Raw genomic sequence first — 14,283 nt, forward strand, 5'->3', positions numbered from 1 at the left:
CGGTCACCGGCTACCCGACCCCCAGCGCCTGCGCGACGGCACCCGGATCGACCGGGATCGCCGCCACCTCGGGCATGCCGAGCAGTGCGGTGTCGGGATCTTTGAGGCCATTGCCGGTCACGGTGCACACCACCGTGGAACCCGGCTCGATCCACCCGTCGGCCCGGGCGGCGAGTAGGCCGGCGACCGAGGCCGCCGAGGCGGGCTCGACGAACACACCGTCGCGGCCCGCGACCAGGCGGTAAGCCTCCAACAGCTTCTCGTCGGTGGCTGCACGGAACATGCCGCCGGACTCCTCCTTCGCCGCAACGGCCTGGTTCCAGCTCGCCGGCGAGCCGATGCGGATCGCGGTCGCGATCGTCTCGGGCTCCGCGACGGGGGCGCCATTGACCAGCGGTGCGGCGCCGGCCGCCTGCACACCGAGCATTCGCGGCAACGAATCACAGCGTCCGTCGGCGCGGTACTCGGTGTACCCCTTCCAATACGCGGTGATGTTGCCGGCGTTGCCGACCGGCAGCGCGTGCACGTCGGGGGCGCGGCCCAAGACGTCGACGATCTCGAACGCGGCGGTCTTCTGACCTTCGATCCGCGCGGGGTTCACCGAGTTCACCAGTTCGATCTCCGGGAAATCGGCCGTGACCTTGCGCGCCAGCTCGAGACAGTCGTCGAAATTACCCTGGACCTGGACGATCGTCGCACCCGCCATGACGGCCTGGGCGAGCTTGCCCATCGCGATCTTCCCCTCCGGGATCAGCACCGCGCACGTCATCCCCGCGCGTGTGGCGTACGCCGCCGCCGACGCCGAGGTGTTGCCCGTCGACGCGCACAGGACCGCGCGCTTGCCGTTGTTGAGGGCGGTGGTGACCGCCATCGTCATGCCGCGGTCTTTGAACGACCCGGTCGGGTTGAGCCCCTCGACCTTCAGAAACACCTCACACCCGGTGACTTCCGACAGGTGGTTGGCCCGCACCAGCGGCGTCGCCCCCTCCAGCAATGTGACGATGGTCCAGTCGTCCCCGACCGGCATTCGATCCCGGTACGCCTCGATCAAGCCGGGCCAGGCCTTGTACTCAGTCATCGGTTCCCTCCATCCGCAGCACCGACGACACCGCGGTCACCGCTTCCATGCTTTCCAACGCCGCCACCGTCTGCGCGAGCGCACCGTCGGGCGCGCGATGGGTGATGACGACCAGTCGCGTCTGCTCGCCGTCGCCCTCCTGACGCACCGCCGCGATGCTGACGTCGTGCTTGGCGAACTCCCCCGCGACTCCCTCGAGCACGCCTGGCCGGTCGAGAACGTTCATCGCCACGTAGTAGCGCGTGGGCACGTCCTTGATCGCGATCACGGGCAGCGACGCGTAGGTCGACTCCAACGGCCCCCGACCGGCGTGCACCTTGTTTCGCGCCGCCATCACGACGTCGCCCATTACCGCCGACGCGGTGGGTGCCCCACCGGCGCCCTGGCCGTAGAACATCAAGCGCCCGGCGTTCTCCGCCTCGACGACGACGGCGTTGTAGGCGCCGTTCACTGTCGCCAGTGGGTGCGACAGCGGTATCAGCGCCGGGTAGACGCGGGCCGAGACCGACTCGGCACCGTCGGGCCCGGCCACGCGCTCGCAGATCGAAAGCAGCTTGATCGTGCAGTCGAACTTGCGCGCCGCGGCGAGATCGGCCGCGGTTACCTTCGTGATGCCCTCGCGGTATACGTCGGCGGCGGTGACGCGGGTGTGGAAAGCGATCGACGCGAGGATCGCGGCCTTGGACGCTGCGTCGTAGCCCTCGACGTCGGCCGTCGGATCGGCCTCGGCGTATCCGAGTCGCCCGGCCTCGGCCAGCACGGTGTCGTAGTCGTCGCCGTCGGCGTCCATCGCCGAGAGGATGAAGTTGGTCGTGCCGTTGACGATGCCCGCGACGCGTTGCACCTTGTCACCGGCCAACGACTGCATGAGCGGCCGCACCACCGGGATCGCCCCGGCGACGGCGGCCTCGAAGTACAGGTCGACGTTGGCCTCCGCCGCCGCCTTGGCGAGCTCGCCGGTGTACTCGGCCAGCAACGCCTTGTTCGCCGTGACAACTGATTTGCCCTGTTCGAGCGCGGTACGGATGAGCTCGCGCGGCGGTTCGATCCCGCCGAGGACCTCGATGATGATGTCGACGTCGTCGCGACGCACCAGCGCCCCCGGATCCGTGGTGAGCAGCTCGCGCGGCACACCCCGGTCACGGGAAGCGTCGCGCACGGCGATGCCGCGAATCACCAAGGACGCGCCGATCCGCTCGCGCAGGTCGTCGGCGTTCTCGGTGATGATCCGAACGACTTCAGCACCCACGTTGCCCATGCCGAGCAGGGCGACACCCAATTCGCGCGGTGCACCGTTGTTGGCCTCGGTCACTGCGTTACCTCCAGACTCAGCAGGTCGGCGACGGTCTCCCGGCGCAGGATCTCACGCGACTGTCCGTCGCGCACGGCGACGACGGCCGGCCGCATCACCATGTTGTACCGCGACGACATCGAATAGCAGTAGGCGCCGGTCGCCCCGACGATCAGCAGGTCACCGGTCTTCAGGTCGCCGGGCAACCAGCAGTCCCGGATGACGATATCGCCCGTCTCGCAGTGCTTGCCCACGACGCGACTGAGGACACCGTCGACCGTCGAGACGCGAGAGGCCAGCCGGACGTCGTACTCCGCGTCGTACAACGCGCCGCGGATGTTGTCACTCATCCCGCCGTCGACTGACACGTAGCGCCGGACCCCGCCACCGTCGAGCTCGACGTCCTTGATGGTGCCGACGCGGTAGAGGGTGATGCCGGGCGGTCCGGCGATTGCCCGCCCCGGTTCGACAGCCAACGTAGGCACCGGCAGTCCCAGCGCCGCCGACTCGCGCGCCACGATGTCGGCCAGCGCATCCGCCAGCGCCGACACCGGAAGCGGGTCGTCGCCGGGGACGTAGGAGATGCCCAGCCCGCCGCCGAGGTCGATGATCGATAACTGTTCGGCACGGCGACCGAACTCCGCCACCACGTCGCCGAGCAGTCCGATGACCCGGTGCGCGGCAATCTCGAACCCGTCGAGGTCGAAGATCTGGGAACCGATGTGGCTGTGCAGACCGACCAGGCGCAGGTGCTGCGTCGCGAAGACCGCGCGCACCGCCTCGATAGCCTTCCCACCGCTGATCGAAAACCCGAACTTCTGGTCCTCGTGCGCGGTGGAGATGAACTCGTGGGTGTGCGCGTTCACCCCCGGGGTGACACGGACCAACACGTCGACGACCCGACCGTGCTGCTCCGCGACGGCGTTGAGGCGCTCGATCTCCACCAGCGAGTCCAGCACGACGTGTCCGACGCCGGCCGTGACTGCCGCGGCCAACTCGTCGGCGCTCTTGTTGTTGCCGTGCATGGCGATGCGCGCCGGTGGGAACCCGGCGTGCAGCGCGATGGCCAGCTCACCACCGGTACAGACGTCGAGGCTCAGCCCCTCCTGCTCCACCCAGCGGGCGACCTCGACGGACAGGAACGCCTTCGACGCGTAGTGGACCTTGCCGTAGCGTCCGAACGCCTGCGCCATCGCCGTGCACCGCGCACGGAAGTCGGCCTCGTCGTACACGAACAGCGGGGTGCCGTGGCGCTGCGCCAACTCGTCGACGCCCACGCCCCCGATCGTGACGACGCCCTCAGCGGTGCGGGAGGTGGTGCCGGGGTACACGTTGGCGGGGATGATGGCGAGTTCCTCAGCCCTTCCGGTTGTGGCGGTCATCGTCACATCCGCTCCGGCGCCGACACGCCGACCATCGCCAAGCCGTTGGCCAGCACTTGGCGGGCCGCCGCGCACAGTGCCAGCCGGGCGCGGTTCACATCCGTGGCCTCTTCATCCCCGATGGGAAGCACGCGGCACTGCGTGTAGAAGCGGTGGTACGCACCGGCCAGCGTCTCCAGGTACCGGCAGATCCGGTGCGGTTCGCGCAGGTCGGCGGCCGTCGCGACGACGGCCGGGAAATCGCCGAGGGTCCGGATCAGATCTCCCTCGGTGGGCTCGGTCAGCAGTGCGATCACCGACGGGTCCGCCTCCAGACCTAGGTCCGCGGCGTTGCGTGCCAGCGCCGCGAGACGCGCGTGGGCGTACTGCACGTAATACACCGGGTTCTCGTTGGACTGCTTGCGGAGCAGGTCCAGGTCGATGTCGATGTTGACGTCCACCGACGAGCGGATCAGCGAGTAGCGGGCGGCGTCGACGCCCACCATCTCGACCAGGTCGTCGAGGGTGACCACCGTCCCGGCACGCTTGCTCATCCGCACCGGCTGACCGTCCTGCACCAGGTTGACCATCTGCCCGATCAGCACCTCGACCGAGGCCGGGTCGTGGCCGAGGGCTGCCGCGGCCGCTTTCAACCGCACGACGTAGCCGTGGTGGTCGGCGCCGAGCATGTAAATGAGGTGGTTGAACCCGCGGTCGAACTTGTCCTTGAGGTATGCGATATCGCCGGCGATGTACGCCGCCGCACCGTCACTCTTGAGGACGACGCGGTCCTTGTCGTCGCCGTAGTCGGTGGAGCGCAGCCACCACGCGCCGTCGGCCTCGTACAGGGTGCCGTTGGCCTTGAGCTCGGTAATGCAGACCTCCACCAGGCCACGTTCGAACATGGAGTTCTCGTGGGTGTAGACGTCGAAATCCGTGCCGAACTCATGCAGCGTCGACTTGATGTGGTCGAACATGATCGCCACGCCGCGCGCCCGGAACGCCTCGACGCGATCGTCGTCGGGGAGGTCGGCGATCCCCGGGACGTCCGCGACGACCGTCGCGGCGATCTCGTCGATGTAGCTGCCGGCGTAGCCGTCCTCGGGGGTGGGCTTGCCCTGCGCGGCCGCGTCCAGGGACCGGGCGAACCGGTCGATCTGCCCGCCGTGGTCGTTGAAGTAGTACTCGCGGGTGACGGCTGCGCCGCGTGCCGCCAACACCCGGCCCAGCGCGTCACCGACTGCGGCCCAGCGCGTACCACCGAGGTGGATCGGTCCGGTCGGGTTGGCCGAGACGAACTCGAGGTTGACCACCGCGTCGCCGAGTTCATCACCGCTGCCGTACCGCTCACCCGCGTCCAGGATCGTCGCGACGACGCTGTTCTGCGCGGCAGCGGCCAGGCGCAGGTTGACGAAGCCGGGGCCCGCGATGTCGGCGGACTCGACGCCCTCGTGGGCGGCGAACGCCTCGGCGAGCCATTGGGCCAGGTCACGGGGTGCTACACCGGCGCGCTTGCCGATCTGTAGGGCGATGTTCGTGGCGTAATCACCGTGCTCGGGGTTGCGCGGGCGCTCGACCGTCACCGTCTCGGGCAGCACGGCGACGTCCAGACCGCGCTCGGTCAGGACGGTCTGGGTCAGCGCGCGCAGCAGCGCGGCGAGGTCGGCGGGAGTCACGGGAGACCATTCTATGGAACCGCCCCCGTCCGGGGATAACGGGTATCGGCGCCGGCGGGCGACCATCCGGCTCATCGTCGCCGCGAGGGCCGTCGAGTTCGCTAGCGTGGTGATCATGTCCGAGGATGACACCGACCCCGCCCCCACCGCAGTCGAGGACCACGGCGGTCGGCCGCCCTGGCTGGGCCCCGCTCTCATCGCGATCGCCGCACTGCTCATCGGCCTCGGCGGCGGGCTGGCGATCGGGTCGGCGAAGTCGGGCTCCGACGGTGAGCATCCGCATGGCAATGCGACGGCGATCGGCTTCTCGCAGGACATGATCGTCCACCACGGCCAAGCCGTGGAGATGACGCAGATCGTGATCAAGCGCGGCAGCGATCCCGCGGTGCGTGACCTGGCGGTGACGATGCTGACCGACCAGAACCGGGAGATCGGGCAGATGACGGGCTGGCTGCAGGCGTGGGGCGCGCCGCTGACCAATCCTGGTGCGCCCATGTCGTGGATGGGCCAGATGGGTCACGGCAGCGGCGACCACTGCGCCGACGGCCACGTCGACGAGCACTGCCCCGCGGCCAAGGCCGACGGCCATGGCGGACACGACGGGACCGGCGGGCACGCTGGCCACGGCGCACCGACCGCGGCCTCCCCCGCCGCCGATGACGGCGCGACGATGGAGGGCATGGCGACCAAGGCCGAGATGGCGCGGCTCTCCTCGCTGAACGGGCCCGACGCCGACACCTACTTCCTGCAGCTGATGCTTCGCCACCACCAGGGCGGGCATCACATGATGTCGATGGTGATCGATCCGGCCAACGGCGCGCCGGAATACGTCCGGGCACTCGCCGAGCAGATGGACAAGGCGCAGACCGCCGAGGAGTCGACGATGAAGCAGATGCTCGCGCAGCGCCACGCCCAACCGCTGGGTTAGCCGCGAGTGGCAGTGACGACCGCCCGCTCGCCATCCCCACCCCGTTTCGGCAAACCCACATCGATCGAGACGGGATCGACGGAACCGTGTTGGTCTGACGACCCTAGAGGTCAGGTTGTGCAGGCGGTGTGGGCAGTGGTGTACGTCCCCGGGTCTCGCGGGTGACCACCCAGATGAGTGCGACGACGGCCGACAGCGCCGCGGTCAACCAGAACGCAGGTCCAAAGCCGAACCGGTCGGCGATGACACCGGCGATCACCGGACCCGCGATCGTGCCGCTGTCCTGCGCCATCTGATACGTCGACAGCGCTGTTCCCCCGCGACCGCCGTAGAGGACATCGGCGACGGTCGCCTGGATGACCGGCGCCACCAGCCCGGTGCCCGCGCCGGCGATCGCCGTCGCGATGAATGCGACCACCACCGAGTCACTCATGCCCAGCACCGCGGTGGAGGCCGCCAGCACCACCATTCCGGAGATCAGGAACGGCCGCCGTCCCAATCGGTCGGACGCGCGGCCGGCCGGAATCATGACCGCGACGTCACCGGCGGCGTAGGCGGCCAGGGCGAATCCCGCCATCGACACGGACTGGTCGAGCACATCGGTGAAGAACAGCGGAACCAGGGTGATCCGCATCGCGAACAGCCACCCGTATACGACCGAGGTGACGAGGACCGCCCGATAGGCGCCGTCGGCCAACGCCTCGCGTACGCCGGGTCCGGAGCGCTCATCGGCCGCGTCACCCACTGCCTCGGTGTGGCGAAGGGCAACGGCCACAACGATCGTCGCGACGACGAGAGCGGCCGCATAGACGACAAAGGGCGCCCGGTATCCGAGCCCCGCCAATGCGCCGCCGATGAGCGGCCCGACGATGCCGCCCAGCACGAAGCTCGACGAGTACACCCCCGACACCCGGCCGCGGATCGCCGGCGGGCTGATTCGGATCACGAGGCTCATCGCCGACACGGTGAACATCACCGACCCGACCCCGCCCAGCGCGCGTAGCACCAACAGCTGCCAATAACTCTGGGCGAATGCACACGCCAGCATCGACGCCGCGACGATCAGCAGTCCGGCGAGATAGACGGGCCGCTCCCCAAGCCGGCGCAGCAGCGGCGCCGTCGCCGGGGCAAAGGCCAGGCGCATGACCGCAAACGCGCTCACGACCATCGTCGCCGCCGCGATCGACACGTCGAAGCTGCGGGCGAAGGCCGGAAGGACCGGTGCCACCAATCCGTACCCGACCGCGATGACGAAGGCGGCGCAGACCAAGACCCAGATGGTCGGGGGAATGCGACCGGGCGCCCCCTGCCCGGGTGAAGCGTCCACCGATCGCCTCCTACACTGCCCGTTCGGCTGAACCAGCCGACCGGTGTTCGAGGTCGGCGCTCGCAGTACGGGTACGGCGGTCGAAGGTCCACGCGCTGTCGGGCACTTCGCGCCCGTCGATGCTGACCCCGGTGGGTGCCGCATCGATCCCGACGAGCTCGATCCGCTCGATCGGCGGTCGCCCGTATCCGGTCGCTGATTCGGTGTTCGTCGTCAACGACATCTCGGCGTCGTTCCAGGTCATCGTCGTCCACGAGTACGCGCCGCAGCGGTGGTCGTGCGAATGGCCGTCGTCGTGGTAGAGCCGCGACCGACCGTCGGTGCCGACGTGGATGCGCAGCGCTATCGGTACGACCGCGACCGCGGCGGGCGCGACGGCGGCCAGCATCGGAACCGTGGAGCCGGCCCGTGCGTACACCGGGATGTCGCGCAGGCGTACGCGCACCGTCTGCACCGTCGGGCCGACGATGGTCGTGCCGTCGAACACCCCGACCCACCGCCCCGGCGGGAACCAGATCCGGACGGTCCCACCCCGGGTGACGACGGGGGCGACGAGTAGGTCGTCGCCGAGCAGGTACTGGTGTTTGAACCCGTAGGCCTCCGACGCGTGCGGCCAGTGGAGGTACATCGACCGCGCCATGGGGAGACCGGTCTCGTGCGCGACGCGTGCCGCGGAGTAGAGGTATGGGACCAGCCGCGACCGGACGCGCAGCGTCGCCGCGGCGGCCTCGCGGTAGGGCGACGCGAATTCCCACGGCAGCCGCCTGGTCTGCAGGTTCTGCGAGTGGATCCGCATGATCGGCGAGAAGGCCCCGAACTGCATCCACCGTACGTAGCGCTCGGGGTCGGTCTCCCCCTTGAAGCCGCCGATGTCGTGTGAGACATGGGGCTGGCCGATACTGCCTTCGGCGTGGGTGAACTCCACTTCCATGGCCAGCGTCTCCCACGTCGCATAGGTGTCACCGGTGAAGTGGATGGTGTACCGGTGTCCGCCCCACGGGCCCGGCCGGGTGCCCACCATGTCCCAATACGAGGCCCCGCTGCGCGCCAGCAGCGGCCAGCGGGTCTGTCGCATGCGCGAGCGTCGGGTGTAAGCGCGGGCGACCCACACATCGGCGGCGAGCTCGTTGAGGGGTACTCCGGCATAGGACTCGTCGATGATCCAGTCCAACCACCACAGGTCCACACCCGCGGCCTCGAGCTCGTCGTGCGCTGCCATGAAAGATTGCAGATGTGCGGGGTTGGTGAAATCCCAGACGAAGGCCGGTCCGATCGCGCCCTGCACGTGTTTGCCCAAAGCTGAGAAGAAACGGGCCGCGGGGGTGAGCGCCGGTTGCATCGTGCCGCCGGCCAAACGCTGCACGCGCGGGAACTGAGTGTCGTCACCAGAGATGCTCGGGTGGATGTTCAGTGCGACCGCCATGTTCTCGCGATGCGCCCAGTCGACGAATCCGGCCGGGTTTCCGAAGAGCTGCCGATTCCAGTTCCACCCGTTCCACGAATTGGGCGATTTGAAATCGGTGTCGACGACGAGGACGTCCAACGACGCGCCGGCCGCTCGATAGTGCGGCAGGAGGGTCGTGCGGTAATACGAGTCCGGGTACGGGGCATAGCGGGAGAACCAATTCCCGAAGGCCTGTCGGGGCAGCATCGGCGCCGCGCCCGACAGGGCCCGGAAATCTGCCAGTGCCTGCTTGTAGTCGCGGCCGTAGGCGAAGATGTAGCCGTCCCGGTACTGCAGGTCTAGGCCTCGGCGGGTCACCGCGTCATCGCCGACGAGGGCCGCCTGCGAATCGTCGATGAAGAACCACCCCTGCTTGGAGAGCAGGCCGGGCTGCAGATTCACCTGACCGCGCACCGAGTCGAGGGCGCGCAGCCAGCCCCCGAGGTTGCCGGCCGGCAACGGCGGAATCTGCGACGGCCAGATCTCGAGATTGGTCGCGAAGGCGATGCCGGTCACCGCGGGGACGTACTCGCGCGGTTGCCAGGCCGGATTCACCCGGGCTCCGGAGTGCTTGAGGGTGATATTCGGCGCCATCGGGTCGAAGCGGTCGACCGGGCAGGTCAGTGTGAGCGCGTCTGTCTCCAGGTGCAGGGTATCGCCGAATCGCGCCACCCGATACGACCCCGACCTCGCCCGACGGTCATGCCCGAGCATCGTCGGACGGTTCTCGAACCGGCGGCGCCCGGAGTACTCATAGCGCACCAGACGTGGTGTGACGACGGTCAGCCGCACATTCCCGACGACGATGAGCCCATTGCCGTCGTCGTCGATGCCCGGCCGGGCTTCAGCGTCGGCGGAGCCCAACGCGGTGAGGCCGACGGCCGCCACGCCCATCGAGGTGATGGCTTGCCGACGCGTGAGGCCTATCGGGCGCGAATCGCTCACGTGCTCGACCATAGCGGCCCCGCCCGATCTGCTCGGAGGCATATGCCCGGCGGGAATCGGTATCGGCGGTGCGCTCAAATCCGCATCTCCCGTGGCATGCTGTCGCAAATGGAGAACCACACCGGTGACCCCGTCGAAACAACTCCCGTCCCCGATCGCTCGCCGACGACACTGGCGGACCTTCGCGACGCACTCGTCGGTGGCGTCATCGGTGGAATCCTGGCCACGGTGTTCGTCGTCGCGGTGACGTCGCTGATCAAGGAAGTCCTCGACTGGGTCACGGGCGCCGACCGCTGGGTGATGTTCACCGCGCCGTTCGTCGGCATCGTCGGCGCGGTGTTGATCCTGCACTTCATCGCTCACGGCACCGCCGTCATCCGCGTCACCGACGACGCCCCACCGCCGAAACGCTTCTCCACCTGGCTGCGCTTCCCCGCCAACGCCGTACGGGCCGATCTCACCGCCGATGTGGTCCGCAGCGCCGGATGCGAGGAGCGCTTCCCGTCACGTCTGATGCCGGTGCGCGCACTCGCCATCCTGACCACCGTCGGCTTGGGCGCTCCGATGGGCACCGAATCCCCGGCCGCGCACATGGGCGTTGCCACGGGCGCCGCGATTCGCGCTGGCGGCGGGTGGTGGGTTCGACTGGCCCGGCCGGCCGGATTGGCCGGTGGCGCGGCCGGCATCGCCGCACTCATGGGTCTGCCCCTGGTCGGGGTCGCGTTCATGCTGGAACTCGGCCGGCGCAACGACGCGCGCATCACCCCGGCGCGGGTTGTGGCAGCGACGATCGGCGCGCTCGTCGGGTGGGGCGTCAACCGGTGGCTCGACCTCAACCTGATTCGCCTGATCGTGCCCGAGGTCGCGCCCCACGACCTCGCCGAGGCCCTCGCCGTCGCCTGTCTGGTGGGTGCCTTGTCCGGCGCATTGTGCTCGGTCACCGGAACGCTGATTTACCGAGTGCGGGCGTGGAACGCCGGGACGACGACCAAGCTGCTCATCGGTGGTGCCTCGCTGGCGGCCTGCTTCGCCGCGATCAGCGCCCTGGCCTCCCCATCGGCCGCCGTCGGTCCCGGTGCAGGTGCGGTGACGTGGGCCGAAGGCGCTACCACTTCCGGTTGGACGCTGCTGCTGGTGGCCGCACTGCGCGCCGCCGCCACCACTGCGGCTGTTGCCGCCGGCGGCTGCGGCGGGCTGTTCGTTCCATTCCTCGCCGTCGGCGACCTTTGCGGCCGTGCACTCGCTCCGGGTTTGGGGACGTCGGCCGACCTGGCCGCGGCCTCGGGCTCAGCCGGTGCGATTGCCGGCGGCTACCGACTGCCGATCACCGCTTTCGCCATGGTGATCGCGATCGGTGGCCCAGCCGGAGCCCGGCTGACCTGCCTGCTCGCCGTCGCAGTCGCCGCAGGCGCGGGTGTTCTCGCCGCCTATGCCCTCGATCGGCTCGTGGCCGCCCGGACAAAAAACGCCGACTGATGACAGTCGGCGGAGTCGGCAACGATTTATCTGTGCCCCCGGCAGGATTCGAACCTGCGACCTTCTGCTCCGGAGGCAGACGCTCTATCCCCTGAGCTACGGGGGCTCGGGACGCAGCACAGCCTATCCCACCGTCTGCCGTGGCCACAAAGCAGATGTGCGAGCGGCGTTCTGGACCCTCCCGGACCGCGCTCGGCGCGTGTAGATTCCTTGCCATGAACCCGCGTCCGACCCCGTCGACGGGCACCAACCCGACCGGCTGGATCGTGTCCGCACCCGGATCCGCGGTTGAGTTGCGACCCGATGACGGGCCGACCGTCGTCCGCGCTGCGCGGGACCGACAGATCCGCCGAACCGAGGGCGTCCCGACCATCCACGTGCACCGCGGCCAGGTTTTCGCGGTCGATCTCGGATACGGCCGCAAGCCGTGGGTCGTCGTGAGCAACAACGACCGCAACCGCGACCGGGACAGCGTGATCGCCGCGCGGATCAGCGGTGAACCGCACGCCGCCTCGTCGACCGTCGTCGCGCTCGGCCCACAGGACCCGGTGGTCGGGTTCGCGGTCGTCGACGACCTCGTGCAGTTGTTCCGCGAGGACCTCGACGAAGCGGTGGGCACGCTCTCGCCCTCGTCGATGGGGGCGGTCGACGTGGCGCTGCGCGTGGCCCTCGCCGTCGACGACCAAGCAGACAACGTCCAAGTAGACACCGGGGTCCAGACGACCGCGATCGTGGCGGCACCGTTCACCATGCGCGCATTGACCGACAGGACGGGATCCATGCAGCTCACGCCAGAAGACGTCCACAACGTGGCCTTCAACAAGCCGCCCATCGGCCGGCGCGGCTACAACGAGGACGAGGTCGACGACTTCCTCGACATCGTCGAGGCGGAGATCACCCGGTTGCACCGCATCATCGCCGATCTGGGCGGACGGCCCTGAGCAAGCGGAGAAGTCGGAGTCAGAGCGCGACTGTCTGCGCCGACTCGACGTCCCGGTAGCGCTCGGGGCTGCACGTCAGCACGATGACCTGCGCATTCTCACCGGCCCGCGTGAGGACTCGATTCATCTTCGCTGTCCGGTCCGGGTCGGAGTGACCCAGGGCGTCGTCGATGATCACCGGCACGCCGTCATGCTCGTCGACCAGCATCGCGCAGGCCAGCCGGGCGATGATGCCGATCTGCTCACGGGTGCCCATCGACAGCTCGTCGAAGGACACGGTCGTCCCATCCAGGGTGCGGGAGGCGACGCGCAGGCCCCCATCGACGTCGAATCGCACGCCGGTGCCGAACAACGGCTGGGCCAGATCTTCCAGATGACGTCGCAGCGGTTCGCTGAACCGTGCGTGCGCCGCGTCGCGGCGCTCGTTCACCACCGTCCGCAACAGCCGTGCCGCGCGGGCCCGGGCATCCACGCGCGCCAGTTCAGCCTGCGCCGCAACGTGGGTGGCAGCGGCCTCGTCGCGACGGTCACGTCTCGCATCCTCCCGACACACCTCGATTCGCGCACGCGCCTGCGCGAGCCGCTGGTCGAGTTCCGCACGGTCGGAGTCCAGTGCTGCGAGCCGGGCGTCGAGTACTGCAACTTGCTGCTCAGCATCGGTCGGGTTCGCCTCCTCAAGCTCGGAGCGCAACACCTTCTCCGCGGCGCAGGCACTGACCAGTGCCTGCACGCCATCAGCGATCCGGGCCTCCACGTCGGCATCGGGGACCTCCCGCCGCGATTGCTCCAGCGCTTGCGCCAGGTCCGCCATCTGGTTGTCGATGCGCGCCACGTCGTCGGCCGCCCGTTGCTCGGCGGCAGCGAGCTCGACGGTACGCCGGCAGGATGCCGCAACGGCGCGCTCCGCGGCGAGAAGGGAAGCGGCGCACTCGCGTTCGGCCGACCGCCGGGTGGTCAGGTCGGACTCGGTGCCCGCACTGGCGGCAGCCTCCTCCGACTCGGCTGTGCCCGCCCCGGCGTCGGCCCCGCCGGCTTGATCGGCCAGCCGAGCGACAACGCCGCGCAGCTCGTCGATATCGGCATCTCCACAGACCCGGTCGGCTTCGGATCGCGCCACCATCACCTGCGGCTCGATCACCAACCGCGCCTCACCCAGGCCGATGGTCTCGTCCAAGTCGGTGGCTCCGTGGGCAGCGCACAGCCGAGACGCTTGCTGCACGAGGGCGTCGCGCTGTTGTGCAAGGTTGGCGGCGTTCACGGCGGGGGCCAATTCAACGCGGACCGCACCGGGCACCTCGACGACGGTCTCCCCGACGATGCTCAGGTCCTCACCGCGGGCACCGATGTCGGCCCCGTCGACGAGTACGGGCAGGTCCCCGAGCGCGACGATCCGCACACTCGTGGCCAGCGCTTCGACGCGCGCCGACGTCGCCCGCAGTTGTTCGCGCAAGTCCCGCGCCTGCGCAAGCACCTCGCCGTCGACGGTGTTCGCGGCCTATAACCACTACGCCGGGCCGAAAGATATCACGATCTGGCGCTACAACCACCACGAGGGCGGCGGCACCTACCAGAAGCAGGCCCAGATCAGCTTTCTGCGCACGCTCTGGGGCTGAGACGCAAGGCCGGGAGGCAAAGAGACGCCGTATTCGGCCGCCCGCCTCTGCGTCTCCCTGCCTCCCCGGCACGCCCGCCCGAAGCCTGGTACAATACGAGCTTGGCTAGCAGAGAGCCAGGGCTCGTGCAGCGTCTTTCGACCCCTCCCCCTACCCCCTCCCCTGACAGGGGAGGGGAAATACATCTGGCTTTGTGGTGCGGT

10 protein-coding genes, 1 tRNA gene and 2 pseudogenes are annotated in these 14,283 nt (G+C 69.1%); 5 read left to right on the top strand and 8 right to left on the bottom strand.

The annotated features are described in order from the left end of the window. Positions 1-10: 10 nt before the first annotated feature. From thrC to argS, 4 genes are read right to left on the bottom strand one after another with little or no spacing between them, the layout of a single operon-like run. Positions 11-1,078 carry a threonine synthase gene (gene thrC / locus B4L26_RS08790; RefSeq protein ID WP_290718076.1) on the bottom strand — a complete coding sequence of 356 codons (1,068 nt, stop codon included), beginning with the start codon at positions 1,076-1,078 and terminating at the stop codon, positions 11-13. Next, positions 1,071-2,390: a homoserine dehydrogenase gene (locus B4L26_RS08795; RefSeq protein ID WP_290718078.1), complete on the bottom strand. Its 1,320-nt coding sequence runs from the start codon at positions 2,388-2,390 to the stop codon at positions 1,071-1,073. Before B4L26_RS08795 ends, thrC begins: the two co-directional genes overlap by 8 nt. After that, on the bottom strand, positions 2,387-3,751 hold the full coding sequence (gene lysA / locus B4L26_RS08800) for a diaminopimelate decarboxylase (RefSeq protein WP_290718080.1): 1,365 nt from the start codon (positions 3,749-3,751) through the stop codon (positions 2,387-2,389). Before lysA ends, B4L26_RS08795 begins: the two co-directional genes overlap by 4 nt. 2 nt (positions 3,752-3,753) lie before the next feature. Next, entirely contained in the window at positions 3,754-5,406 is a 1,653-nt protein-coding gene (gene argS / locus B4L26_RS08805) for an arginine--tRNA ligase (RefSeq protein WP_290718082.1), read from the bottom strand. Positions 5,407-5,521: 115 nt separating this feature from the next. Here argS and B4L26_RS08810 point away from each other — a divergent pair, with 115 nt between their 5' ends. Then, on the top strand, positions 5,522-6,334 hold the full coding sequence (locus B4L26_RS08810; RefSeq protein WP_290718084.1) for a DUF305 domain-containing protein: 813 nt from the start codon (positions 5,522-5,524) through the stop codon (positions 6,332-6,334). A 103-nt stretch (positions 6,335-6,437) separates the two neighbouring features. Here B4L26_RS08810 and B4L26_RS08815 read toward each other — a convergent pair whose 3' ends face one another. Continuing rightward, positions 6,438-7,661: an MFS transporter gene (locus tag B4L26_RS08815; protein ID WP_290718087.1), complete on the bottom strand. Its 1,224-nt coding sequence runs from the start codon at positions 7,659-7,661 to the stop codon at positions 6,438-6,440. A gap of 10 nt (positions 7,662-7,671) precedes the next feature. Next, complete coding sequence (locus B4L26_RS08820; protein ID WP_290718089.1) at positions 7,672-10,050, bottom strand: TIM-barrel domain-containing protein; 2,379 nt, start codon at positions 10,048-10,050, stop codon at positions 7,672-7,674. Positions 10,051-10,158: 108 nt separating this feature from the next. Here B4L26_RS08820 and B4L26_RS08825 point away from each other — a divergent pair, with 108 nt between their 5' ends. After that, positions 10,159-11,526, top strand: a complete 1,368-nt coding sequence (locus B4L26_RS08825) for a chloride channel protein (RefSeq protein ID WP_290718092.1) — start codon at positions 10,159-10,161, stop codon at positions 11,524-11,526. Positions 11,527-11,559: 33 nt separating this feature from the next. On the opposite strand, the gene B4L26_RS08830 is transcribed toward B4L26_RS08825, so the two are convergent. Next, positions 11,560-11,632: transfer RNA gene (locus B4L26_RS08830), tRNA-Arg, on the bottom strand. 109 nt (positions 11,633-11,741) lie between these two features. Between B4L26_RS08830 and B4L26_RS08835 the strand changes: the two are divergent. Both B4L26_RS08835 and B4L26_RS08840 read left to right on the top strand, forming a co-directional pair. Further along, positions 11,742-12,182, top strand: a pseudogene (locus B4L26_RS08835) (type II toxin-antitoxin system PemK/MazF family toxin); the annotation flags it as partial. Positions 12,183-12,305: 123 nt separating this feature from the next. Next, positions 12,306-12,461: pseudogene (locus B4L26_RS08840) on the top strand (DivIVA domain-containing protein); the annotation flags it as partial. A 25-nt stretch (positions 12,462-12,486) separates the two neighbouring features. Here the strand turns inward: B4L26_RS08840 and B4L26_RS08845 are convergent. After that, entirely contained in the window at positions 12,487-13,917 is a 1,431-nt protein-coding gene (locus B4L26_RS08845; protein ID WP_290718101.1) for an ATP-binding protein, read from the bottom strand. Here B4L26_RS08845 and B4L26_RS08850 point away from each other — a divergent pair. After that, positions 13,811-14,080 carry an acetylxylan esterase gene (locus B4L26_RS08850; protein WP_290718094.1) on the top strand — a complete coding sequence of 90 codons (270 nt, stop codon included), beginning with the start codon at positions 13,811-13,813 and terminating at the stop codon, positions 14,078-14,080. The two genes, B4L26_RS08845 and B4L26_RS08850, sit on opposite strands and share 107 nt — an antisense overlap. Positions 14,081-14,283: the final 203 nt, after the last annotated feature.

Origin of the sequence: Gordonia sp. UBA7599, assembly GCA_002477755.1 — a bacterium.
Lineage (GTDB): Bacteria > Actinomycetota > Actinomycetes > Mycobacteriales > Mycobacteriaceae > Gordonia.

What these genes read in the sequence shown, in the direction of transcription:
- thrC (WP_290718076.1), bottom strand. Translation starts at nt 1,078, where the DNA reads ATGACTGAGTACAAGGCCTGGCCCGGCTTGATCGAGGCGTACCGGGAT.
- lysA (WP_290718080.1), bottom strand. Translation starts at nt 3,751, where the DNA reads ATGACCGCCACAACCGGAAGGGCTGAGGAACTCGCCATCATCCCCGCC.
- B4L26_RS08810 (WP_290718084.1), top strand. Translation starts at nt 5,522, where the DNA reads ATGTCCGAGGATGACACCGACCCCGCCCCCACCGCAGTCGAGGACCAC.
- B4L26_RS08825 (WP_290718092.1), top strand. Translation starts at nt 10,159, where the DNA reads ATGGAGAACCACACCGGTGACCCCGTCGAAACAACTCCCGTCCCCGAT.
- B4L26_RS08850 (WP_290718094.1), top strand. Translation starts at nt 13,811, where the DNA reads ATGTCGGCCCCGTCGACGAGTACGGGCAGGTCCCCGAGCGCGACGATC.